Genomic DNA, 23,338 nt, shown 5'->3' on the forward strand with positions numbered 1-23,338 from the left:
CCGGAACTACCCTTGTTGTACACCTACTGCAAGGAGACGGTCATGACAAACAATCCTCCCTCATCGCGTATCCAGCCAGGCGAGTATGGTTTTCCCCTTAAGCTGAAGCCCCGCTATGACAACTTTATCGGCGGCGACTGGGTGGCGCCCGTCGACGGTGAATACTATTCCAACCTGACGCCCGTTACCGGCCAGCCGCTGTGTGAAATTGCCAGTTCGGGCAAGCGGGATATAGATTTAGCGCTGGATGCGGCGCATAAGGCGAAAGATAAGTGGGGACAAACGTCCGTTCAGGACAGAGCGGCCATTTTGTTCAAAATCGCCGATCGGATGGAGCAGAATCTGGAGCTGCTGGCGACCGCAGAAACGTGGGACAACGGCAAGCCGATCCGGGAAACCATGGCGGCGGACGTGCCGCTGGCGATTGACCATTTCCGCTATTTTGCGTCCTGCATTCGTGCCCAGGAGGGGGGAATAAGTGAAGTTGACAAAGATACCGTGGCGTATCACTTCCACGAGCCGCTCGGCGTGGTGGGGCAAATTATTCCGTGGAACTTCCCGCTGCTGATGGCGAGCTGGAAAATGGCGCCCGCGCTGGCGGCGGGTAACTGCGTTGTGCTGAAACCCGCTCGCTTAACGCCGCTTTCGGTACTGCTGCTGATGGAGGTGATTGGCGACCTGTTGCCGCCGGGGGTCATTAACGTGGTCAACGGGGCCGGGGGAGAGATCGGCGAATATCTGGCTACCTCAAAACGTATCGCCAAAGTGGCGTTCACCGGCTCAACGGAAGTGGGCCAGCAGATCATGCAGTACGCGACCCAGAACATCATTCCGGTCACGCTCGAGCTGGGCGGCAAATCGCCGAACATCTTCTTTGCCGACGTGATGGACGAAGAGGACGCCTTCTTCGACAAAGCGCTGGAAGGGTTTGCGCTGTTCGCGTTTAACCAGGGCGAAGTCTGCACCTGTCCGAGCCGCGCGCTGGTGCAGGAATCCATTTATGAGCGCTTTATGGAGCGGGCGATCCGGCGCGTGGAGTCGATTCGCAGCGGTAATCCGTTGGATAACGTTACCCAGATGGGGGCGCAGGTATCGCATGGCCAGCTGGAAACCATCCTCAACTATATTGATATCGGTAAAAAAGAGGGGGCCGATGTGTTGACCGGCGGTCGTCGTAAGGTGCTGGGCGGCGATTTGCAGGAGGGCTACTACCTTGAGCCGACTATCCTGTTCGGTAAGAACAACATGCGCGTTTTCCAGGAGGAAATTTTTGGACCGGTGCTGGCCGTCACCACGTTTAAAACCATGGACGAGGCGCTGGAGCTCGCCAACGACACGCAGTATGGCCTGGGGGCGGGCGTCTGGAGCCGTAACGGTAATCTGGCCTATAAAATGGGCCGGGGCATTCAGGCCGGACGCGTATGGACAAACTGCTATCACGCCTATCCGGCTCATGCGGCGTTTGGCGGCTACAAGCAGTCGGGCATCGGGCGTGAAACCCATAAGATGATGCTGGAGCACTACCAGCAAACAAAATGTCTGTTGGTCAGCTACTCTGATAAACCGCTGGGGTTGTTTTAATCTCCGGGCTCAGGCCGTCCCGGGTGGCGTGGCCTGAGCCGGGTTAAAGCCGGGTGGCGGCTTCGCCTTACCCGGCCTACGATAGTGGCCGCATTTTTATTTGCAACATGACAATCTTCCCTCTTCTTTTCTCGATGCCTCTTCCTGTTTCGCTAAAGTCTGGCTGCGCTGCCGTTTTTAATGCGGTAGTCTCATTCAACCCAGTAGCGATGGTGTGTATCATGTGTATAATCAGGGAAGGATTGGGATGTGAAAAGTGCGGATATCATTACTGTTCTGGTTAGCCATGGCTGGAAATGTGTAAGAACGAAGGGAAGCCATCATCAGTTTCGCCATCCAGTGCAAAAAGGGTTGGTTACCGTCCCACATCCTAAAAAGGACATTAAACCAGGCACTCTCGCACAAATCTGGCGACAGGCGGGAATTAAACACTGATATCAGGAGTAGTTATGTTTTATCCGGCTTACATTCATTCTGATTCCGACGGTAGCGCCAGTGGTTTCTTTCCTGACGTTCCGGGGTGTTTTTTTGCGGGGGATTCACTGGATGATGCTTTTCAGGATGCACGTGATGCATTAACTGCCCATTTTGAAGCGTTGTTTGAAATGGATGAAATGTTGCCACTTCCGGGTATGGTTGAAGCGCATCTGGCAAGTCATCCGGAGGATTTCATTGGCGGACAATGGTTGCTGGTGGATATCAATATGAAACAGTTTGAAGGCAGAGTAGAGCGCATCAATATTACGATACCTCGCCGTTTGCTGGTGAAGATTGATTCCTTTGTCAGCGAGCATCCACAATTTACTAACCGAAGTGCTTTTCTTGCAGAGGCAGCACGGCGTGTACTGCCCCGGTGATGATTAGTTGTAAAGAGCAGCAGTTGCTTTCAGGATATCAGCAAAGGAATAAATATCATCAACTGTAGCAATTGGGTGCCGTGTTTCGTTTTTTTCCAGATCAAAAAGCCCGATGTATTTTTGTGTTCGATTAAAATGCAGTCGGCAAAGAGGCTTGCGGTTATTGTCGTCTACAAGAATGCCGCAATAGCTCTTTGTGTCTCTATGGGTAATGCGAGGCGCCTCAAGAACGGCTCGGGTGATTGCTTTAACAATGTGAAAACCTTCCAATTCTTCCAGAGTCGTTATGATTTCACTTTCATCCTTTTGTTCATCATCCTCACTTTGCTGTGTTTCTGTTTGAGTTTCGACAGTAGCCGGAGTGATACCTGTGATGGCAGACTTAAGCCTCTCATTAACTTGATCGTTTATGTACTGGCTTGCTGCCTTTCTGGTGAGATTTTGAAAAGACTCTCTGACTTTTTGGGTCAGCATACCGTCATAAACTCGCGAAGCAAAAAACTTAACGAAATCGTCTTCTGGATTGTTAAGTTGTGTATGCAATATTCTCTTGATTTGGCTAACGTACTTTAACTCTCCAGCAGCGTTTATGATGGATTCAAGATCAAAAGAAGATTTGGTGAGTTTTTTTAATTCAGGTATAACGTTTTCATCAATATCAAGCAGGTCGACCTCTAAAAAAGGTTTTTCATCCATTTTATTAGGTGCGTCGAGATCGGTATAAAATCTGTATATTTGTCCGTTCGTTAAGATTGATATCCTTGCGTTTGTAACATGAAAGTATCTAAAAAGTTGTGATGCATGATTTATATTTAAAGGCTCACCAATTTTTTTACATTCGATGAGAATTTGCACGTCATTGTTTTTCATTATCGCATAGTCAATTTTTTCACCTTTTTTTGTGCCAATATCACATACAAATTCAGGTGTAACCTCTGACGGGTCAAACACATCGTACCCTAAGACATTATGAATAAAAGGCATAACAAATGCCGTTTTGGTTGCTTCTTCAGTATTAATTACTTCAATTTGCTGTCTAATTTTAGTAGATAATGCATTCAGTCTTTCTGTAAATTCCATGGGATATCCTTATTTCAATACTGTGTGTCCTGATGAAATAGCATCAAAATGCATGCCATTCAATGAACTCCATGGGGAGTTAACAGCAAAAAAAACGATTCCGGGGTTTGGATCACAGAGTGATTAAATTGAATAAAAGAAAATAAGCCCGTTAACGCCGAGCTTATTAAGTATATTATATATATAAAGCTATTTTATTTTTTCAAATTATGCCTACATTCACCTATAACCGCATTTCCTCTCCACGCCGGTTTGCCCAGCTAAACCACGGAGTGAGGGTAGCATTAGAGCCCTGCGCCTGATAACCGATCCCCTCCGCCTGTTGGCGCACCTTCGGGTAAGCTAAAAGTATCCGCGCCCGCTCTTTGACCCACAGCATCCTTAACGATTCGCACGCAAGGTATGATGCGCTAACGATAATTCAACGGAACTGACTTTTAACCTGCGCGAGGCGTTATCCATGAACCGATTTATCCTGGCGGATCCTGAAAAATGTATCGGGTGCCGTACCTGTGAGGTAGCGTGCATGATGTCGCATCAAAGCAGCGCCACGCCAGAAGCGCTTACGTCACGGATCCGCGTGGTTAAGGGGGGAACCTTCACTACGGCGGTGGGCTGCCACCAGTGTGAAGATGCGCCCTGCGCGAATGTCTGCCCGACGGGGGCCATTCACCACGCTGCGGGAGCCTGGCTCGTTAAGCAATCGCGCTGTATCGGCTGCAAAAGCTGTATGGTGGCGTGCCCGTTCGGGGCAATGCAGGTTCGGGTCGTGGAAGATCGCGTTCAGGCGCTGAAATGTGATTTGTGCGCGCATCGCGAGAGCGGTCCCGCCTGCGTCGAAGCCTGTCCCACCCACGCGCTGCGCTGCATAGACCCCGCCAGATTACGCGCGGAACGGCTGCGTAATCTGGCCTGAGGTTTTATTAACCGGCCTCGCGCCAGGCGTTCTCAATCTCTTCGGCGAGAATTTTCACACCCGCTTCGATTTTTTCCGGGTCCGGGACGTAGTTCATACGCATGCACTGGTGCGTGTGCGGCCACGGCTTATCCAGCCCCGGGAAGAAGTAATCCCCTGGCACCATCAGTACGCCACGTTTTTTCAGACGCTGATAAAGCAGCTCTGTCGTAATGGGCAGATCCTTAAACCACAGCCACAGGAAAATTGCCCCTTCCGGTTTATGGATCAGGCAGCGTTCTTCCGGTAAGTAGCGGCGAAGGATGGCTATAGTTTCCTGAACGCGCTGAGAGTAAAACGGCTTAATCACCTCATTCGACAGGCGCAGCAGGTCGTTACGCCTGATCATCTCGCACATCATCGCCGGGCCGATGCCGCCAGGCGAAAGGCTGATAATGCCGTTCATGTTGGTAATGGCGGTGATGATTTTCTCGTTAGCAATGATAATGCCGCAACGGCTGCCCGGCAGGCCCAGCTTAGAGAGGCTCATGCAGAGGATGATATTCGGGTTCCATAGCGGACGCGCTTCGCTGAATATGATCCCCGGGAACGGTACGCCATAGGCGTTATCGATCACCAGCGGGATGCCGTGCTGATTCGCCAGCGCATCCAGCTTCATCAGCTCGTCGTCGGTGATCACGTTGCCCGTCGGGTTGGTGGGACGTGATACGCAGATCATGCCCGTCTCTTCACCGATATGCAGATGTTCAAAATCGACGTGATATTTGAACTGGCCCTCTGGCAGCAACTCGATATTCGGACGTGCGGAAACAAACAGGTCTTCTTCGAGGCCGGCATCGGCATAGCCAATATATTCCGGTGCCAGCGGGAACAGCACTTTTTTCGTGGTGCCATCGGCGCGGCGTCCGGCGAACAGATTGAATAAGTAGAAAAACGCGCTCTGACTGCCGTTTGTCAGTGCAATATTCTGTGGTTCGATATCCCAACCCAGCGCTTCCCGCAGCATTGCCGCCAGAAGCGTCAGTAGTTCTGTTTTACCCTGAGGGCCGTCGTAATTACATAGCGCATCGGTTGCTTTACCGTTTTCCAGCATCTCTGCCAGCAGCGTCTGGAAGTAGGTGTTCATCTCCGGAATTTGAGCCGGGTTTCCGCCGCCAAGCATGATAGCGCCTGGGGTGCGCAGCCCGTCGTTGAGGTCCTCCATCAGGCGGGTAATGCCTGAATGGCGGGTAAATTTGTCGCCGAAAAGTGAAAACGTCATAGCAGGTGATCTGTCGGGCTTAATATGAAAGGCAGTAACCATAACGCCAGCACCGTGTTGGTGCAAATCGGCGAATGTGGTCGGATTTGTTGTTTTATGTGGTAGATTTGTATTTGTGTGGTGAATTATTCTGGTGAATACCCCTCACCCCGGCCCTCTCCCCTTTGGGGAGAGGGTTAGGGTGGGGGGTCTATTGATTACCCGCCCAAACCACCATCACCTTATCGCCCTTGTGCTCGCGCACAAAGCCGTAGCCTTCTTTCATTGACAGCGTTGTTTGCTTGCCTTCACCCACCGCCGGATGACGGGCGCGGAACTGCCCCAGAAGCTGCCAGTGGGCGACAGTTAACGCCTGTTTACCCGTGACGTCCTGCCAGTTCATATCCGAACGGGTCCCCTGTAGCGGATCGGAGCCCGTAGGGCCGAATGGACGCTCTGATTCATCGCCGTAATAGATCTGTACGCTTCCCGGCGCCAGCAACAGTAACTCAGCGGCGCGCTGGCCCCCTTCACGGAACAGACGCGTATCATGGGAGGAGAGATAGCTCAGCACATTAAAACTTTGCAGCTTTTCTGCCATTTGCTGCCAGGTCAAATCCATATCGGCCAGGCAGTCCACCGCTTTTGCCGCCTGCTCCTGATAGTCAAAATTGATCATCGCATCGAAGCCGTGGCGGTAATAATCGCTCTGCATCACGCCGTGGCCCCAGGATTCACCGGTCATCCAGAACGGCGCATCGTCGAGTTTTTTGTCCGGGTTGGCGGCTTTCCACGCGGCCAGCGCCTGGCTGGCCTGGTTTTTCAGTTGCTGCCAGGCTTCAGGCTCAACGTGCTTAGCGGTATCGACCCGGAAACCGTCGATGCCGTAGTCACGTACCCACTGGCTAAGCCAGTGAGTCAGGTAATCTCGCGGCGTGAAATTCGTCATCACTTTCGCGTTGGTGTCGGGCTTGTGTTGATAAAAGTTCGGCAAACCTGACGGGATCTTAGATTCCGTTTTCAGATCAGGCAGGAAGGCCAGCGACATGGTCAGATCGTCAAAGCCCGGGTTGTCGTAATCACCGATATCGGTACGGATCCATTTTTTACCCCACCATTTTTCCCATGCGGCTTTGTCACTGAAGTTGATGTAATCGTTGAAGCTGTGCCAGCTTTGCCCCGCTCCTGGCTTCCAGTCAGTCCAGCGCTCGCCGAGGGTTTTTTTCAGTTCATCGCCCTGCAAATAGAGCGCGCCAAACTGATACTCCTGCATATCTGCAAGCGTCGCATAACCCGCGTGGTTCATGACAATGTCAAACAGGACGCGGATACCGCGCCTGTGCGCGTCGTCGACAAGCTGGCGTAAATCATCTTCGTTGCCCATGTTGGCGTCGAGCTTCGTCCAGTCCTGAGTGTAATAGCCGTGATAGGCGTAGTGAGGGAAATCCCCCTTGGTGCCGCCGCCCACCCAGCCGTGGATCTGTTCCAGCGGCGAGCTTATCCAGAGCGCATTCACGCCCAGTTGCTGAAGGTAATCCAGTTTGCTGGTAAGCCCTTTCAGATCGCCGCCGTGGAAAGTACCTATCTCCTGCATACCATCTTTATGGCGGCCATAGCTGTTGTCGTTGGTGGGGTCGCCATTTACGAAGCGATCGGTCAGCACGAAATAGACGGTGGCGTTTTGCCAGCTGAACGGCGCGGGTTTGTCCGTCTCGGCGCGTTCAAGCAGCAGCAGGCCATTGCTGTTGGCGGCTGGCTGAAGAGTTACTTTGCCGTTTTGAACGGTCGCGGTCTGTTTGCTGTAAAAATCACGCACCACCGTGCCTTCCGGAAAGGTGTTAACGACATCGATCGTGAGCGGTTTGCCGTCCCACTTCGGGCACTGGCGGGTAACGTTTGCGACAGGCTGTGGCGCCGCACTTTGTACTGTCAACATCAGCGTCGGCGTTCCCGAGCGCGTATCAATACGCATCTGATAAACGCCGTCACGGAATAACCGCCACTGCGGTGGGGCGCCTTCGCAGGGTTTGAGTGACAGCATCTCGTTGAGTTTAATGGCACCTGTCGGCTGCCAGCACGCGTTATCAAGACTCACCGTCAGCGGGCGGGTACCCTTCGCAAGCGTTGCCTGGCTGGTAAAGACGCCGGTACCTTCAGCGCTAAACGCGTTAAATCCCGGCGATGACCAGTCGGCATGCGCGAATGCGGGTAACATCAGAACAGCTAATGCAGTGCGTTTCATTCCATTTTCCTGTCGCGGCATTTTTGACCAGTGTGCCATTCGGCTCAGGGGAAAAACTCCTCCTCTACGGCTTTCTGCCAGGAGGACGCGAAGGGATGAGTGATCCCGCGCAAAATTAGGCAGTTATCTGCGATATCGCGCACATTTTTCCAGCGTTGATGCTTTAATGAGCATGTTCCGGATGACATAGTTTCGGAATTGGACTATTTATAGACGTGCTCTTGAAGACTATTTTTGGTACGATTTGAGATTCCGCTCTCAAATTTTTGAAGAAAATAAGGTGTTGGAATGTTTATATCCGACCAGGAGACCTAATGATATCGACTCCCATTCGACGATATGGGGCCGCGATGCTCATGTTACTCACCATGGCATTTTCAGGTGAGGTGCTTGCAAAGACGCACACGGATACAACGAGTAAGAAAGCCCACGTAATAAAGACGACAAGCAGTAAGGTTAGCAGTAAACAAGAGTATTCTCGCAATAGTGCAAAGAGTAGTTCACTTCCTGATTTGCGAAAATACCCTTCCGGGACACCAAGGAAAAAAGCGTTTCTCCGGACGGTAATGCCTTACATTAAAAGCCAAAATGCCGCGATTACTGCGGATCGTAACTGGCTGATCTCCAAACAGTACGACAGCCGCTGGTCGCCGTCTGAGCGCACTCGCCTGAAAGATATCGCCAAACGCTATAAAGTGAAGTGGAGCGGGAACACGCGTCGCGTGCCTTGGAACTCACTGTTAGAACGTGTGGACATCATTCCAGGCAGTATGGTCGCGACAATGGCCGCCGCCGAAAGCGGTTGGGGCACCTCGAAGCTGGCGCGCAACAACAACAATCTGTTTGGCATGAAATGCGTAAAAGGTCGTTGTACTAACGCGCCCGGCAAGGTGAAGGGCTATTCACAGTTTGAATCGGTGAAAGATTCCGTGAATGCCTACGTGGTGAACCTGAACACCCACCCGGCCTATTCCTCGTTCCGTAAGTCACGCGCTCAGCTGCGTAAGGCGGATCAGGAAGTGACGGCCACGGCGATGATCCATAAGCTGAAAGGTTATTCCACTCAGGGACAGCGTTATAACAATTACCTGTTCTCCATGTACCAGGATAACCAGCGTCTGATTGCCGCACATATGTAATGAAAAACGCCTTCCACTGGAAGGCGTTCTTTTTTCTAGAGCAGGACTTCACTGTACCGTTCACGGTACTCCTTCGGCGTGGTGTCATACTCTTTCCTGAACACCGAATAGAAATACTGAAGCGACGGATAGCCACACATCTGTGAAATCTCGTTGATCGACAGCGAGGTGGAGATCAGCAGACTGCGCGCTTTCTCCAGCTTTTCCGCATGGATCACGGCGTGGATCGTCTCACCCACTTCCTCTTTAAACCGCTTCTCCAGATTCGAACGTGATATGCCGACCGAATCGAGCACCTGATCGACCTTAATCCCTTTGCAGGCATGATTGCGAATGTAGTGCATCGCCTGAATCACGGCCGGATCGTTTAATGAGCGGTAGTCAGTTGAGCGACGTTCGACCACGCGAACGGGAGGAACCAGCAGACGCTGGAGCGGCAGGGATTCGTTGTCTAACAGTCTGTGCAGCAGCTTTGCGGCCTGATAGCCCATCTGACGGGTACCCTGAGCCACGGATGAGAGCGCCACGCGCGACAGATAGCGCGTAAGCTCTTCGTTATCAATACCAATCACGCACAGCTTTTCAGGCACCGGAATATGCAAATGTTCGCACACCTGTAATACGTGGCGGGCGCGGGCGTCCGTCACGGCGATAATCCCTGTCTGGGGCGGCAGCGTTTGCAGCCAGTCAGCCAGACGATTTTGTGCGTGCTGCCAGTTTTCTGGCGCGGTTTCCAGCCCCTGATAAACGACGCCGCGATACTTCTCCTGGGCAACCAGCTGGCAGAAGGCATACTCACGCTCCATCGCCCAGCGCTTTCCGCTCGTGGCGGGCAATCCGTAAAACGCAAAACGATGGACGCCTTTCTCCTTTAAATGGAGGAAGGCGGTCTCGACCAGAGCATGGTTATCCGTGGCGATGTAGTGAACGGGAGGATAATGTTCCGGTGTATGATAAGAGCCGCCAACGCCCACGATAGGCACGTCAACGCCACTCAGCAACTGTTCAATCACGGGGTCGTCAAAGTCAGCGATGACCCCGTCGCCCAGCCAGTCTTTGATGTTCTCCAGACGGGTACGGAAATCTTCTTCGATGAAAATATCCCATTCGGATTGCGACGCCTGCAAATATTCGCCAACCCCTTCAACCACCTGCCGGTCATAGGCTTTGTTGGCATTGAATAACAACGTAATGCGGTGACGCTTTTCAAACATGGCTTATTTCCCAAATTAGTCACGATACTGTTATCAGGCGCGCCGCTTGGTGGCAGAGTCCATCCAGACTGCCAGCAAAAGAATGGCACCCTTGACGATATACTGCCAAAACGTCGGCACGTCCATCATACTCATCCCGTTATCCAGCGAAGCCATAATAAATGCGCCCATCACCGCCCCCGCCACGCTGCCAATGCCCCCGGCGAGGCTGGTCCCGCCAATCACGCAGGCGGCGATGGCGTCCAGCTCGGCAATATTACCGGCAGAGGGGGAGCCCGCCCCCAAACGTGAGCTGAGGATCAGCCCCGCGATGGCCACCATCAGGCCGTTGATGGCAAAGACGGCGAGTTTGGTGCGTTCTACGTTAATGCCGGACAAACGCGCGGCTTCGAGATTGCCACCGATGGCATAAATACGGCGACCGAATGCGGTACGCGTGGCCATAAACATCCCACCTAACAGCAACAGCGCCAGCAGCAGAACGGGCGTTGGGACGCCGCGATAATCGTTTAACAGCCAGATGGCGCCCAGTACAATCACCGCAGTAAGCGCCTGACGGCCGACAACCGAGGTTGAAGCAGGCGAGGCCAGCCCCAGCGCCTGGCGACGCATGCGTCCTCGCCATTGCCACGCGACAAACGCCATCAGCCCAACCACGCCGATCGTAAAACCGACGCCATCAGAGAGGTAGCTTTGGCCAATCTGGGACATCGAGGCGCTGGTCGGGGAGACGGTAGTGCCGTTGGTGATCCCAATCAGAATGCCGCGGAAGGCCAGCATCCCCGCTAAGGTGACGATAAACGACGGGACCTTACGGTAGGCCACCCACCAGCCATTCCACGCCCCCAGCAGCAGACCCAGTACCAGCGTGACCGCAATCGTCAGCGGCAGCGGCCAGCCGAGCCAGACGTCAAAAATTGCCGCCACGCCGCCGAGCAGACCCATCATCGACCCTACTGACAGGTCAATTTCCGCTGAGATAATCACAAAGACCATCCCCACCGCCAGGATCCCGGTGATGGCGGTCTGACGCAGCAGGTTAGAAACGTTACGTGCGCTCAAATAGGAGCCATCGGTCATCCAGGTAAAGAACAACATGATCACGATAATGGCGGCAATCATTACAAAAACTTGCAGATTCAGCGATTTAAGTCCTGCGAACGCACCGGGCGTCGGAACAGCGACTTTGATATCAGACGGGTTGCTTTTCGACATGGCGTTCGCTCCTTAAGGCAGCTTCCATCACCTGCTCTTGCGTCAGGTTCTGGTTGTTCAGGTTGGCTTTGAGTTTCCCTTCATGCATGACCAGCACGCGGTCGCTCAGCCCCAGCACTTCAGGCAATTCGGACGAGATAACAATGACGGCAATCCCTTGCTGCACAAGCTGGTTGATCAGCTTGTAGATTTCATACTTCGCGCCGATATCGATCCCGCGCGTGGGTTCGTCCAGAATTAAAATGCGCGGATTAAGCAACAGGCAGCGCGCCAGAATCGCTTTCTGCTGGTTGCCGCCGCTCAGGCGACCTATCGCCAGTTCCGGCGAGGAGGTTTTCACCTTGAGCCTGGCAAGTGACTGAAGAATACACTGCTGTTCTGCGGCATCATCCAGGCTGCTCAGCGCGCCGGAAAACTGGCTGAGCGCCGCCAGCGTGATATTTTTTCCCACCGCCATGACCGGCACGATGCCGTCTTTTTTGCGGTCTTCGGGCACCATAGCAATGCCTTTGGCAATGGCCTGCTGGCAGTTGTCGATTTTTACCGGCTGACCGTCGATATAAATTTTGCCTTCCCAGCGCCCCGGCCAGACGCCAAACAGACACTGCACGGCCTCGGTTCTTCCGGCACCCACTAAACCCGCAATACCGAGAATTTCGCCGCGGTGCAGCGAGAAGGAGAGGTTATCCACGCGCTTGATGTGGCGGTTAACGGGATGCCACGCCGTCAGGTTTTCCACGCGCAGGAGTTCTTCGCCTATGGTGTGTGGTTCGTTGGGATACAGTGCGGTGAGTTCGCGACCCACCATCATGGTGATGATGTCATCTTCGCTCATGCCTTCTGCTTCACGCGTGCCAATGTGCTGCCCGTCGCGGATGACGCAGATGGTGTCGGAAATAGCTTTCACCTCATTGAGCTTGTGCGAAATATAGATGCAGGCGATACCGTGGTTTTGCAGGTCGCGGATGATATTGAGCAGAACGGCGGTTTCCTGTTCGGTGAGTGAGGCGGTTGGCTCGTCGAGGATCAGCAGGCGTACCTGCTTGTTCAGCGCCTTGGCGATCTCCACCAGCTGCTGCTGGCCCAAACCTAAGTCGCCCACGCGCGTATCCGGTGAGATAGCCAGGCTCACCTGGGCCAGCAGTTTTTCGCAGCGCAGCGTCATGGTGTCGTAATCCAGTACGCCGTGGCGTGAGAGTTCGGCGCCGAGAAAAATATTTTCCAGCACGGTAAGGTGCTTCACCAGCGCCAGCTCCTGGTGAATAATAGCGATGCCTTTACGTTCGGTATCGCGAATGTGCGTGGCCTGGAGCACCTCGCCGGCAAAGACGATTTCGCCCTCGTAGCTGCCGTGCGGATAGATCCCGCACAACACTTTCATCAGCGTGGATTTTCCCGAGCCATTTTCGCCGCACAGCGACATCACTTCGCCGGGATTCAGCCGCAGGCTTACGTTATCGACTGCTTTCACCGCCCCGAAGGCTTTGGTGATGCTTTTCATTTCAAGTAAATAAGACATAACTGCTCCGCATGGCCCGACAGATGTACAGGGCAGGTCGATGCGCCCCTGCCGGGCAGGGGCTGCGCTGGATTACAGTTCACTCTTCTTATGGAAACCGTCTTTCACCACGGTGGCGTCAATATTCTCTTTGTTGACTTCGATAGGGGTAAGCAGGCGAGCAGGTACGTCTTTCAGGCCGTTATTTAACGTCGCGTCTGCTTTAGGTTGCTGGCCATTGCCCAGCTCAACGGCAATTTCGGCGGCCGTATTGGCAAGCTCGGTAATGGGCTTATACACCGTCATGGTCTGGGTACCCGCGATGATGCGTTTTACACCCGCAAGGTCGGCGTCCTGTCCGGAAATAGCGACTTTCCCGGCCAGACCCTGCGCGCTCAGCGCCTGAATGGCGCCACCCGCAGTGGCATCGTTAGAGGCCACCACCGCATCGATTTTGTTGTTATTTGCAGTCAACGCGTTTTCCATAATTTTCAGCGCGTTTTCCGGTAACCAGCCGTCAGCCCACTGGTCGCCGACGACTTTAATTTTGCCCTCGTCGATATACGGCTTCAGCACTTTCATTTGTCCCTGGCGGAACAGTTTGGCGTTGTTATCCACGGGCGAGCCGCCCATCAGGAAATAATTCCCCTGAGGCACTTTTGCGACCAGGCTTTTAGCCTGTAATTCGCCCACCTTTTCATTGTCGAACGAAATATAATAATCAATGTCGGCATTATTAATCATGCGGTCATAAGCCAGGACTTTTATGCCTTCCTGTTTCGCTTCTTTCACCACGTTGCTTAATACCTGGCCGTTATACGGGATAATGACCAGCACATCGACGCCACGGTTGATCATATTCTCGATTTGCGACATTTGCGTCTCTTCGTTGCCGTTAGCGGACTGAACGAACACCTCCGCGCCGAGAGATTCCGCTTTTTTAACAAAGATATCGCGATCTTTTTGCCAGCGCTCCAGGCGTAAGTCATCAATCGCCATGCCGATTTTGACCTCTTTGGCGTGGCCGGCAAAGCTTGCAAGCAGGAGAGTAGTGCAGAGCGTTAGGGTCAGGTTCTTTATCTTCATAATTATTAGGCCTTTTTGTAGGGGTATGTGTAGCTGAGATAAAAGAAACATTCACTGCTGAGACGCAGCAAATTTTTAACGTGGAAAGGCCTGCTGGCAATTACAGATTTTTATCTTCTCATTACGATATTTGGTTTATTTCTGAATTTATGACCGCGATCGGATTTTAAAAAGCGTAACCTATTAATTACATTTGATTCTGGAATGCGCGCCGAAAAATAGTTTGTCTGCACATTATTTTGCGAGCCAGCGCACAATTGCGCATTCTCTCAATAGCAGTGTGAAATAACGTAATTGAGCAACCTCCAATGTCTATTCACTATTACTCCAGAAGCAAGACCACGCCGCATACCCTGATTATGGAGCTCAATATGCAAGCTTATTTCGACCAACTCGATCGCGTTCGTTTCGAAGGCACGAAAACGACCAATCCTTTAGCATTTCGTCACTACAACCCGGATGAGCTGGTGCTGGGTAAGCGCATGGAAGATCACTTGCGCTTTGCCGCCTGCTACTGGCACACCTTCTGCTGGAACGGTGCCGATATGTTCGGCGTGGGCTCTTTTGACCGTCCATGGCAACAGCCGGGCGAGGCCATTGAGCTGGCGAAGCGTAAAGCCGACGTCGCGTTCGAGTTCTTCCATAAGCTGAACGTGCCGTACTACTGTTTCCACGATGTGGACGTGTCGCCGGAAGGGGCATCGCTGAAAGAGTATCTGAACAACTTCGCGCAGATGGTCGACGTACTGGCTGAAAAACAGCAGCAAAGTGGCGTCAAGCTGCTCTGGGGTACGGCTAACTGCTTTACCAACCCTCGCTATGGCGCGGGCGCGGCAACCAACCCGGATCCGGAAGTCTTCAGCTGGGCGGCAACCCAGGTCGTGACTGCGATGAACGCCACGCATCAGCTGGGCGGTGAGAACTATGTACTCTGGGGCGGTCGTGAAGGATATGAAACGCTGCTGAATACCGACCTGCGTCAGGAGCGTGAGCAGATTGGTCGCTTTATGCAGATGGTGGTGGACCACAAACACAAAATCGGTTTCCGCGGCACGCTGCTGATTGAGCCAAAACCACAGGAGCCAACCAAGCATCAGTATGATTATGATGTCGCCACCGTGTATGGCTTCCTGAAGCAGTTTGGTCTGGAAAAAGAGATCAAAGTGAATATTGAGGCTAATCACGCTACCCTGGCGGGCCACTCGTTCCATCACGAAATTGCCTCTGCGATTGCGCTGGGCATCTTCGGCTCTGTCGATGCTAACCGTGGCGATCCACAGCTGGGCTGGGATACCGACCAGTTCCCGAACAGCGTGGAAGAGAATGCGCTGGTGATGTACGAGATCATCAAAGCGGGCGGTTTCACCACCGGCGGCCTGAACTTCGACGCCAAAGTGCGTCGCCAGAGCACCGACAAATACGATCTGTTCTACGGGCATATTGGCGCGATGGACACCATGGCGCTGGCGCTGAAAGTGGCAGCCCGTATGATTGAAGACGGTGAGCTGGATAAGCGCGTGGCGAAGCGCTACAGCGGCTGGAACAGTGAGCTGGGCCAGCAAATTTTGAAAGGTCAGTTATCGCTTGCGGAGATCGCGAAGTACGCTGAACAGCATCAGCTTGCGCCGCAGCATCAGAGCGGCCATCAGGAGCTGCTGGAAAACCTGGTCAATCACTACCTGTTCGATAAATAACAGCATTCATGCCCGGTAAGCGCTGCGCCACCGGGCATTTCTGTCAAAGGAGTCACCACATGTATATCGGGATCGATCTTGGCACGTCGGGGGTGAAAGCCATCCTGTTAAGCGAGCAGGGCGATGTGTTAGCCACGCAGACTGAAAAGTTGCAGGTTTCACGCCCGCATCCGCTTTGGTCGGAACAAGATCCGGAGCAGTGGTGGCAGGCGACGGACCGCGCGATGAAAGCCTTAGGCGAGCAGCACAGCCTGCGCGGCGTTAAGGCGCTGGGCATTGCCGGGCAAATGCATGGCGCAACGTTGCTGGATAGCCAGCATCGCGTTCTGCGCCCGGCTATTCTCTGGAACGATGGCCGCTGTGCGGAAGAGTGCGCGATCCTTGAGGAACGCGTGCCTGCGTCCCGCGAGATTACGGGCAACCTGATGATGCCCGGTTTTACCGCGCCAAAACTCCTGTGGGTGCAGCGCCATGAGCCTGAGATTTTTCGCCAGGTGGCGAAGGTTCTGTTGCCGAAAGACTACCTGCGTTTTCGCATGACGGGGGATTTTGCCAGCGACATGTCTGACGCCGCGGGCACGATGTGGCTCGACGTGGCGAAACGGGACTGGAGCGAGGCGATGCTGGATGCCTGCCAGCTGACGCGCGATCATATGCCTGCGCTGTTTGAAGGCAGCGAAATCACGGGCGCTTTGCAGCCTTCTGTTGCTGAACGCTGGAATATGCCAGCCGTACCCGTCGTCGCCGGCGGCGGCGATAATGCGGCGGGGGCGGTCGGCGTGGGGATGGTCGAGGCAGGACAGGCTATGCTCTCGCTCGGTACCTCCGGCGTCTATTTTGCCGTCAGTGACGGGTATCGTAGCAATCCTGGAAGCGCCGTACACAGCTTCTGCCACGCGTTGCCGGGTAAATGGCATTTAATGTCGGTGATGCTGAGCGCGGCTTCCTGCCTCGACTGGGCGGCAAAACTAACCGGAATGGCGGACGTCCCGGCGCTTATCGCAGCGGCACAGCAGGCGGATGATAATGCCGGTGCGGTCTGGTTTTTACCGTACCTTTCCGGCGAGCGGACGCCTCATAACAACCCGGAAGCGAAAGGGGTGTTCTTCGGTCTTACCCATCAGCATGGCCCGGCAGAGCTGGCGCGCGCGGTGCTTGAAGGCGTTGGCTATGCTCTGGCGGACGGAATGGATGTCGTGCATGACTGTGGACTTACGCCATCCAGCATTACGTTAATTGGCGGCGGTGCGCGAAGCAGCTACTGGCGGCAAATGCTTTCCGATATCAGCGGGTTGCAGCTGGACTATCGTACGGGAGGCGATGTCGGCCCGGCGCTTGGTGCGGCACGGCTGGCGCAAATTGCGCTGAACCGGGATAAACCACTGCCCCAGCTTTTGCCTCAGCTGCCGCTTGAACAGCAGCATCGTCCTGATGCGAAAAATCATGCTCGCTACGCTGAAAGACGAGACGTTTTCCGCAAAATCTATCAGCAGCTTTTACCGCTAATGTCATAAACAGGAGCCGGGTGGCGCTAACGCTTACCCGGCCTGCCAGCCTTCAACCGGGTTAGCTCACAAACCGGCGCGTATCGATGCGTTGCAGCAGCATTGAGAGCAGCAGGCTGACAACCAGCGTAACGGTAAATATCCAGACAATATCCAGCACCGGCCAGCTTTTAAGCTCAACGCCGCGGGTGCGCAGGGCGTGGATCACCAGCGCGTGAAAACCGTAAATGCCCAGCGAGTGGCGAGAGATAAACCCCAGCACCGGAAGCGGGCGGGCATTCAGGGTGTTTTTAACCAGCGTCAGCAGAGAGATTGCGCAGATAAAGACCATCGGGCCGCAGTACAGATACCAGGTATCGGCAAAGTTGCCGCGCCATTGCAGCTCATGCAGCGTCCCGCGAGAGATAATAAACACACCGACGAGAAACGCGGCCGCGCATAGCCAGTTTATTCCTCGCTTTTGCGTCTCCATCATGCCAATGGCGCGCCCCAGCATGCCGTACAGCACGTAATAAAACGTATCCCCGGTGATATAGAGGTTAACGGGCAGCCATTCAAAGCCATCAATTTTCTGTGAGACGGTATTCGGGTTGGCCACGATCCCGATGACCACCATCAGCGCCAGCAGCATTTTACCGTTGACGTTTTTTACCTGAATTAACGGTGAAACAAGATAAATAACGATTATCGCGAAGAAAAACCATAGATGATAGAACACCGGTTTTTGCAACAAGTTGAGCAGGGAACGTTCAGCGTTAATTGAAGTGAACAGGACGATATAGAGCAGCGAAATCGCGCTGTAAAACAGCAGACAGGAGACAATACGGATGAAATGTCTCGGCTGTGCACTACGCTCGCCAAAAAAGAGAAAACCGGAAATCATAAAGAACAGCGGGACGCTCACGCGGGAGGCCGAGTTCAGAACATTGGCGACATCCCAGTTAACAGGGCTGATACTGTGCGCGTTCGTGACATACCAGGTCGTTGTGTGGATCATCACCACCATCAGACAGGCTATTCCCCGCAGGTTATCAATCCAGTTAATTTTTGACTGCATCAGTTCCTCTGTATTCCTGATAAAGAAAGTGTGACTGCGATTGCGTAAAACTTTTCCCTTGGAAAATTCTGAGTTTAGCCAGGCTAACTTGTAGGGAGCTGGCGAGATTCGCAGAATGACGGACTTTAATCTATAAACGTGTTGCTACTAAAAATAACAGCCACTGACCAGGGCGGTAATAAAAATGATGATGAAGCGTGGGGTGTCACTCTTTCTGCTGCTCTTATTAACAGGATGCAGTGCTTCTGAGGAGATACCTGTCCAAAAAGCGCAGCAGGGGAAAATGAGCCCGGAGCGTTCCCTGAATATGGAACAGCTGTGCAGGGATCAGGCGGCTCACCGCTATAATTCTGAAGCACAGAAAATTCATATAAACGGCTTCGAGCGCTTTCAGGGCAGCTATGAACTGAAAGGCTATACGGCGCGTAAAGAGGGCTTTGTCTGCTCTTTTGATGCAGACGGCCAGTTTTTACATCTCTCAATGCGTTAAATTGCTCGTATAAGCAGCAACCAGAGCCTTCGCAGGTTCTGGCTGTAGGGCTTATTCCCCAATTTTCCCTAAACAACCCCGTTTCGTACTGTATATCTTGCAGCCAGCGGGTATACTGATCCCTTCCATTTAAAACCACACGTATCCAGCACGAAATACTATGCAAAAGTTTGATACCAAGACCTTCCAGGGCCTGATCCTGACCTTACAGGATTACTGGGCTCGTCAGGGCTGCACCATTGTTCAACCTTTGGACATGGAAGTTGGCGCAGGCACCTCACACCCGATGACCAGCCTGCGCGCGTTAGGGCCAGAGCCAATGGCGACCGCCTATGTGCAGCCATCCCGTCGTCCGACCGATGGCCGTTATGGCGAAAACCCGAACCGTTTGCAGCACTACTATCAGTTCCAGGTGGTGATTAAGCCATCACCAGACAACATTCAGGAACTGTACCTCGGGTCACTGAAAGAGCTGGGTATGGATCCAACCATTCACGACATTCGCTTCGTGGAAGATAACTGGGAAAACCCAACGCTGGGTGCCTGGGGTCTGGGTTGGGAAGTGTGGCTGAACGGCATGGAAGTGACCCAGTTCACTTACTTCCAGCAGGTTGGTGGTCTGGAATGTAAACCGATTACCGGCGAAATCACCTATGGTCTGGAACGTCTGGCCATGTACATTCAGGGCGTAGACAGCGTTTACGACCTGGTCTGGAGCGACGGCCCGCTGGGTAAAACCACCTACGGCGACGTGTTCCATCAGAACGAAGTGGAGCAATCCACCTATAACTTCGAATACGCGGACGTGGACTTCCTGTTCACCTGCTTCGAGCAGTACGAGAAAGAAGCCCAGCAGCTGCTGGCGCTGGAGACTCCGCTGCCGCTGCCTGCCTACGAGCGTATTCTGAAGGCTGCCCACAGCTTCAACCTGCTGGATGCCCGCAAAGCGATCTCCGTGACTGAACGTCAGCGCTACATTCTGCGTATTCGTACCCTGACCAAAGCCGTTGCAGAAGCTTACTACGCGTCCCGTGAAGCCCTTGGCTTCCCGATGTGCAACCGAAACAAATAAGAGGCGGCCATGTCTGAGAAAACTTTCCTGGTGGAAATCGGCACTGAAGAGCTGCCACCAAAAGCCCTGCGCAGCCTGGCTGAATCTTTTGCTGCGAACGTCACTGCTGAGCTGGATAACGCTGGCCTGGCGCACGGTAAAATTGAGTGGTTTGCTGCGCCGCGTCGTCTGGCGCTGAAAGTGGCAAACCTGGCGGCGTCCCAGCCGGATCGCGAAGTTGAAAAACGTGGCCCGGCCATTGCTCAGGCGTTCGACGCGGAAGGCAAGCCGAGCAAAGCGGCAGAAGGCTGGGCGCGCGGCTGCGGCATCACCGTTGATCAGGCCGAGCGTCTGACCACCGACAAAGGTGAATGGCTGCTGTATCGTGCCCATGTGAAAGGCGAAAGCGCCGAAGCGCTGCTGCCTGACATGATCGCGACCTCGCTGGCAAAATTGCCAATCCCTAAGCTGATGCGCTGGGGCGCGTCCGACGTTCACTTTGTGCGTCCGGTTCACACCGTGACCCTGCTGCTGGGCGATACCGTTATCCCGGCGACCATTCTGGGCGTGGCGTCCGATCGCGTGATCCGCGGCCATCGCTTTATGGGCGAGCCGGAGTTCACCATCGACAATGCCGACCAGTATCCACAGATCCTGCTGGAACGCGGTAAAGTGATTGCCGACTACGAACAGCGTAAAGCCAAAATTAAAGCGGACGCAGAAGAAGCGGCGCGCAAGATTGGCGGAAACGCTGACCTGAGCGACAGCCTGCTGGAAGAGGTGACCTCGCTGGTCGAATGGCCGGTTGTACTGACCGCGAAATTCGAAGAGAAATTCCTGGCCGTTCCGGCAGAAGCGCTGGTTTACACCATGAAGGGTGACCAGAAGTACTTCCCGGTTTACGCCAACGACGGCAAGCTGCTGCCAAACTTCATCTTCGTGGCGAACATCGAATCGAAAGATCCGAGCCAGATTATCTCCGGTAACGAGAAAGTGGTGCGTCCGCGTCTGGCGGATGCCGAGTTCTTCTTCAACACAGACCGTAAAAAACGTCTGGAAGATAACCTGCCGCGTCTGCAAACTGTACTGTTCCAGCAGCAGCTGGGTACGCTGCGCGACAAAACCGACCGTATCGCGGAGCTGTCCGGCTGGATTGCCCGTGAAATTGGCGCCGACGTTAACCACGCTACCCGTGCGGGCCTGCTCTCCAAGTGCGACCTGATGACCAACATGGTGTTCGAATTTACCGACACCCAGGGCGTGATGGGTATGCACTACGCGCGTCACGATGGCGAAGCGGAAGACGTGGCGGTAGCCCTGAACGAGCAGTATCAGCCGCGCTTTGCCGGTGACGATCTGCCGTCCAATCCGGTTGCCTGCGCCGTGGCGATTGCCGATAAGATGGACACCCTGGCGGGTATCTTCGGTATCGGCCAGCATCCAAAAGGCGACAAAGACCCGTTCGCGCTGCGTCGTGCTGCGCTGGGCGTGCTGCGAATCATCGTTGAGAAGAACCTGAACCTCGATCTGCAAACGCTAACCGAAGAAGCGGTACGTCTGTACGGCGATAAGCTGACCAACGCGAAGGTTGTGGATGATGTTATCGACTTTATGCTCGGTCGTTTCCGCGCGTGGTATCAGGACGAAGGTTACTCCGTTGATACCATTCAGGCGGTGCTGGCGCGTCGTCCGACCCGTCCGGCAGATTTCGATGCGCGTATGAAAGCGGTATCCCACTTCCGTACGCTGGAAGCGGCGTCTGCGCTGGCCGCGGCTAACAAGCGCGTATCCAACATCCTCGCGAAATCCGACGAGACGCTGAACGATCGCGTAAACGCTGCAACCCTGAAAGAGCCGGAAGAGATTTCTCTGGCGATGCAGGTTGTGGTGCTGCGCGACAAGCTGGAGCCGTATTTCGCGGAAGGTCGCTACCAGGAAGCGCTGGTGGAGCTGGCGGAGCTGCGTGACGTCATCGACGCCTTCTTCGAGAAGGTGATGGTGAACGTGGAAGATAAAGAGCTGCGGATTAACCGTCTCTCGATGCTTGAGAAACTGCGTGAGCTGTTCCTGCGCGTGGCGGATATTTCGCTGCTGCAATAACGTAAAAAACCCGCCCCTGACAGGCGGGAAGAACGGCAACTAAACTGTCTCTCTTCGCCAATGGCGCCATAACTGCGTTGGCTGCGCTCGTTCACCCGAATCACTTACTAATGTAAGCTCATCGGGATTCGCTCGCTTGCCGCCTTGTTCTGACGTCATTGGCTTTGAGATACTTTTCCTTATTTACACTCTCTCAATTAATTTACACCCTCTCAAACACTGTCGCGATCCCCTGACCCAACCCGATACACATCGTTGCCAGACCAAACTGGGCATCTTTGCGTTCCATCAGTTTAATCAGCGTGGTACTGATACGCGCCCCGGAACAGCCCAGCGGGTGTCCGAGGGCGATCGCGCCGCCGTTGAGGTTAATCTTCTCGTCGATCTGATCCATCAGCCCCAGATCCTTAATGCACGGCAGGATCTGCGCGGCGAACGCTTCGTTCATCTCAAAGAGGTCGATATCACTTGCGCTCAGCCCCGCTTTTTTCAGCGCCAGTTTTGACGCCGGAACCGGACCGTAGCCCATGATGGATGGATCGCAGCCCACGACCGCCATCGAACGCACGCGGGCGCGTGGCGTCAGGCCTAATTCGCGGGCGCGGCTTTCGCTCATCACCAGCATCGCGGCGGCACCGTCGGACAGGGCAGACGAGGTGCCCGCCGTTACCGTACCGGTGACCGGATCAAACGCCGGACGCAGGGTGGAAAGCGCTTCAACGGTGGTTTCCGGGCGGATGACTTCGTCATAGCTGAACTGCTTCAGTACGCCGTCTGCGTCGTGACCGCCGGTCGGGATGATCTCATTCTTAAAGGCACCAGACTGCGTGGCGGCCCAGGCGCGGGCATGCGAGCGAGCGGCAAAGGCATCCTGCATCTCACGGCTGATGCCGTGCAGACGGGAGAGCATCTCGGCGGTCAGGCCCATCATACCGGCGGCTTTCGCCACGTTGCGGCTCATACCTGGATGGAAATCGACCCCGTGGCTCATCGGCACGTGGCCCATGTGCTCCACGCCGCCCACCAGACAGGCCTGCGCATCGCCGGTCATGATCATCCGCGCCGCGTCGTGCAGCGCCTGCATCGACGAACCGCAAAGACGGTTGACGGTGACCGCCGGAACCGAATGCGGGATCTCCGCCAGCAGAGACGCGTTACGGGCAATGTTGAAGCCCTGCTCCAGCGTCTGCTGGACGCAGCCCCAGTAGATATCGTCCAGCGCAGCAGGGTCCAGCGCCGGGTTACGCGCCAGCAGGCTACGCATCAGGTGCGCGGAGAGGTCTTCCGCGCGCACGTTACGGAACGCACCGCCTTTTGAACGGCCCATCGGGGTGCGAATCGCATCAACAATGACAACCTTTTCCATTGTGACT

Annotated in this window: 19 protein-coding genes; 10 read left to right on the plus strand and 9 right to left on the minus strand. The window is 54.3% G+C overall.

What is annotated here, in order from left to right; genetic code table 11:
* Window positions 1-42 precede the first annotated feature (42 nt).
* The 3 genes from aldB (at window position 43) to AM329_RS19090 (ending at window position 2,438) form a co-directional block, all read left to right on the plus strand.
* Complete coding sequence (aldB, locus tag AM329_RS19080) at window positions 43-1,581, plus strand: aldehyde dehydrogenase AldB (protein WP_006808612.1); 1,539 nt, start codon at window positions 43-45, stop codon at window positions 1,579-1,581.
* A gap of 249 nt (window positions 1,582-1,830) precedes the next feature.
* The gene (locus AM329_RS19085; RefSeq protein ID WP_057979982.1) at window positions 1,831-2,016 is read left to right on the plus strand and encodes a type II toxin-antitoxin system HicA family toxin; all 186 of its coding nucleotides are present in this window, start codon (window positions 1,831-1,833) and stop codon (window positions 2,014-2,016) included.
* A 14-nt stretch (window positions 2,017-2,030) separates the two neighbouring features.
* Complete coding sequence (locus tag AM329_RS19090) at window positions 2,031-2,438, plus strand: type II toxin-antitoxin system HicB family antitoxin (protein WP_023315016.1); 408 nt, start codon at window positions 2,031-2,033, stop codon at window positions 2,436-2,438.
* Window positions 2,439-2,441: 3 nt separating this feature from the next.
* Here AM329_RS19090 and AM329_RS19095 read toward each other — a convergent pair whose 3' ends face one another.
* A complete protein-coding gene (locus AM329_RS19095) occupies window positions 2,442-3,518 on the minus strand; it encodes a type I restriction endonuclease (RefSeq protein ID WP_023323870.1) in 1,077 nt (358 codons plus the stop codon).
* A 460-nt stretch (window positions 3,519-3,978) separates the two neighbouring features.
* Here AM329_RS19095 and AM329_RS19100 point away from each other — a divergent pair, with 460 nt between their 5' ends.
* Entirely contained in the window at window positions 3,979-4,434 is a 456-nt protein-coding gene (locus AM329_RS19100) for a 4Fe-4S dicluster domain-containing protein (protein ID WP_023323869.1), read from the plus strand.
* Window positions 4,435-4,441: 7 nt separating this feature from the next.
* Here the strand turns inward: AM329_RS19100 and avtA are convergent, their stop codons facing one another.
* The gene (gene avtA / locus AM329_RS19105; protein ID WP_015572749.1) at window positions 4,442-5,695 is read right to left on the minus strand and encodes a valine--pyruvate transaminase; all 1,254 of its coding nucleotides are present in this window, start codon (window positions 5,693-5,695) and stop codon (window positions 4,442-4,444) included.
* A gap of 190 nt (window positions 5,696-5,885) precedes the next feature.
* Window positions 5,886-7,916: an alpha-amylase gene (locus tag AM329_RS19110; protein WP_032608570.1), complete on the minus strand. Its 2,031-nt coding sequence runs from the start codon at window positions 7,914-7,916 to the stop codon at window positions 5,886-5,888.
* 314 nt (window positions 7,917-8,230) lie between these two features.
* On the opposite strand from AM329_RS19110, the gene AM329_RS19120 reads away from it, so the two are divergent.
* Window positions 8,231-9,055 (plus strand): protein bax, encoded by an 825-nt coding sequence (locus tag AM329_RS19120; RefSeq protein WP_057979981.1) that lies wholly within the window; start codon window positions 8,231-8,233, stop codon window positions 9,053-9,055.
* A gap of 35 nt (window positions 9,056-9,090) precedes the next feature.
* Here the strand turns inward: AM329_RS19120 and xylR are convergent, their stop codons facing one another.
* The 4 genes from xylR to xylF all read right to left on the minus strand — a co-directional run bounded on the left by xylR (window position 9,091) and on the right by xylF (window position 14,068).
* Window positions 9,091-10,269, minus strand: a complete 1,179-nt coding sequence (gene xylR, locus AM329_RS19125) for a D-xylose utilization transcriptional activator XylR (protein ID WP_003860152.1) — start codon at window positions 10,267-10,269, stop codon at window positions 9,091-9,093.
* A gap of 33 nt (window positions 10,270-10,302) precedes the next feature.
* Window positions 10,303-11,484 carry a xylose ABC transporter permease XylH gene (xylH, locus tag AM329_RS19130; RefSeq protein WP_003860151.1) on the minus strand — a complete coding sequence of 394 codons (1,182 nt, stop codon included), beginning with the start codon at window positions 11,482-11,484 and terminating at the stop codon, window positions 10,303-10,305.
* The gene (locus AM329_RS19135) at window positions 11,462-13,003 is read right to left on the minus strand and encodes a xylose ABC transporter ATP-binding protein (protein ID WP_015572746.1); all 1,542 of its coding nucleotides are present in this window, start codon (window positions 13,001-13,003) and stop codon (window positions 11,462-11,464) included. The genes xylH and AM329_RS19135 overlap by 23 nt, the downstream gene beginning before the upstream one ends.
* Before the next feature lie 72 nt (window positions 13,004-13,075).
* Window positions 13,076-14,068, minus strand: a complete 993-nt coding sequence (gene xylF / locus AM329_RS19140; protein ID WP_006808602.1) for a D-xylose ABC transporter substrate-binding protein — start codon at window positions 14,066-14,068, stop codon at window positions 13,076-13,078.
* A 371-nt stretch (window positions 14,069-14,439) separates the two neighbouring features.
* Here xylF and xylA point away from each other — a divergent pair, with 371 nt between their 5' ends.
* Both xylA and xylB read left to right on the plus strand, forming a co-directional pair.
* Window positions 14,440-15,762 carry a xylose isomerase gene (gene xylA / locus AM329_RS19150; protein ID WP_026080557.1) on the plus strand — a complete coding sequence of 441 codons (1,323 nt, stop codon included), beginning with the start codon at window positions 14,440-14,442 and terminating at the stop codon, window positions 15,760-15,762.
* A gap of 59 nt (window positions 15,763-15,821) precedes the next feature.
* Window positions 15,822-17,276: a xylulokinase gene (xylB, locus tag AM329_RS19155; protein ID WP_032608572.1), complete on the plus strand. Its 1,455-nt coding sequence runs from the start codon at window positions 15,822-15,824 to the stop codon at window positions 17,274-17,276.
* Window positions 17,277-17,328: 52 nt separating this feature from the next.
* Here xylB and AM329_RS19160 read toward each other — a convergent pair whose 3' ends face one another.
* A complete protein-coding gene (locus AM329_RS19160) occupies window positions 17,329-18,324 on the minus strand; it encodes an acyltransferase (RefSeq protein ID WP_032608574.1) in 996 nt (331 codons plus the stop codon).
* Window positions 18,325-18,508: 184 nt separating this feature from the next.
* On the opposite strand from AM329_RS19160, the gene AM329_RS19165 reads away from it, so the two are divergent.
* The 3 genes from AM329_RS19165 to glyS all read left to right on the plus strand — a co-directional run bounded on the left by AM329_RS19165 (window position 18,509) and on the right by glyS (window position 21,965).
* The gene (locus AM329_RS19165; protein WP_017693801.1) at window positions 18,509-18,814 is read left to right on the plus strand and encodes a YsaB family lipoprotein; all 306 of its coding nucleotides are present in this window, start codon (window positions 18,509-18,511) and stop codon (window positions 18,812-18,814) included.
* A gap of 160 nt (window positions 18,815-18,974) precedes the next feature.
* Window positions 18,975-19,886, plus strand: a complete 912-nt coding sequence (gene glyQ, locus AM329_RS19170; RefSeq protein WP_003860141.1) for a glycine--tRNA ligase subunit alpha — start codon at window positions 18,975-18,977, stop codon at window positions 19,884-19,886.
* Between the two features lie 9 nt (window positions 19,887-19,895).
* Entirely contained in the window at window positions 19,896-21,965 is a 2,070-nt protein-coding gene (gene glyS / locus AM329_RS19175) for a glycine--tRNA ligase subunit beta (protein ID WP_022652021.1), read from the plus strand.
* 202 nt (window positions 21,966-22,167) lie between these two features.
* Here glyS and fadA read toward each other — a convergent pair whose 3' ends face one another.
* Window positions 22,168-23,331, minus strand: a complete 1,164-nt coding sequence (gene fadA, locus AM329_RS19180) for an acetyl-CoA C-acyltransferase FadA (protein WP_032608576.1) — start codon at window positions 23,329-23,331, stop codon at window positions 22,168-22,170.
* Between the last annotated feature and the right edge of the window lie 7 nt (window positions 23,332-23,338).

Origin of the sequence: Enterobacter cloacae complex sp. AR_0002 (assembly GCF_001922365.1) — a bacterium.
Taxonomy (GTDB): Bacteria; Pseudomonadota; Gammaproteobacteria; order Enterobacterales; family Enterobacteriaceae; genus Enterobacter; species Enterobacter hormaechei_C.

Excerpts from the sequence above, each read along its gene's own strand:
- aldB (WP_006808612.1), top strand. The coding sequence starts at position 43 with ATGACAAACAATCCTCCCTCATCGCGTATCCAGCCAGGCGAGTATGGT.
- AM329_RS19090 (WP_023315016.1), top strand. The coding sequence starts at position 2,031 with ATGTTTTATCCGGCTTACATTCATTCTGATTCCGACGGTAGCGCCAGT.
- AM329_RS19095 (WP_023323870.1), bottom strand. The coding sequence starts at position 3,518 with ATGGAATTTACAGAAAGACTGAATGCATTATCTACTAAAATTAGACAG.
- AM329_RS19100 (WP_023323869.1), top strand. The coding sequence starts at position 3,979 with ATGAACCGATTTATCCTGGCGGATCCTGAAAAATGTATCGGGTGCCGT.
- avtA (WP_015572749.1), bottom strand. The coding sequence starts at position 5,695 with ATGACGTTTTCACTTTTCGGCGACAAATTTACCCGCCATTCAGGCATT.
- AM329_RS19110 (WP_032608570.1), bottom strand. The coding sequence starts at position 7,916 with ATGAAACGCACTGCATTAGCTGTTCTGATGTTACCCGCATTCGCGCAT.
- AM329_RS19120 (WP_057979981.1), top strand. The coding sequence starts at position 8,231 with ATGATATCGACTCCCATTCGACGATATGGGGCCGCGATGCTCATGTTA.
- xylR (WP_003860152.1), bottom strand. The coding sequence starts at position 10,269 with ATGTTTGAAAAGCGTCACCGCATTACGTTGTTATTCAATGCCAACAAA.
- xylH (WP_003860151.1), bottom strand. The coding sequence starts at position 11,484 with ATGTCGAAAAGCAACCCGTCTGATATCAAAGTCGCTGTTCCGACGCCC.
- AM329_RS19135 (WP_015572746.1), bottom strand. The coding sequence starts at position 13,003 with ATGTCTTATTTACTTGAAATGAAAAGCATCACCAAAGCCTTCGGGGCG.
- xylF (WP_006808602.1), bottom strand. The coding sequence starts at position 14,068 with ATGAAGATAAAGAACCTGACCCTAACGCTCTGCACTACTCTCCTGCTT.
- xylA (WP_026080557.1), top strand. The coding sequence starts at position 14,440 with ATGCAAGCTTATTTCGACCAACTCGATCGCGTTCGTTTCGAAGGCACG.
- xylB (WP_032608572.1), top strand. The coding sequence starts at position 15,822 with ATGTATATCGGGATCGATCTTGGCACGTCGGGGGTGAAAGCCATCCTG.
- AM329_RS19160 (WP_032608574.1), bottom strand. The coding sequence starts at position 18,324 with ATGCAGTCAAAAATTAACTGGATTGATAACCTGCGGGGAATAGCCTGT.
- AM329_RS19165 (WP_017693801.1), top strand. The coding sequence starts at position 18,509 with ATGATGATGAAGCGTGGGGTGTCACTCTTTCTGCTGCTCTTATTAACA.
- glyQ (WP_003860141.1), top strand. The coding sequence starts at position 18,975 with ATGCAAAAGTTTGATACCAAGACCTTCCAGGGCCTGATCCTGACCTTA.
- glyS (WP_022652021.1), top strand. The coding sequence starts at position 19,896 with ATGTCTGAGAAAACTTTCCTGGTGGAAATCGGCACTGAAGAGCTGCCA.
- fadA (WP_032608576.1), bottom strand. The coding sequence starts at position 23,331 with ATGGAAAAGGTTGTCATTGTTGATGCGATTCGCACCCCGATGGGCCGT.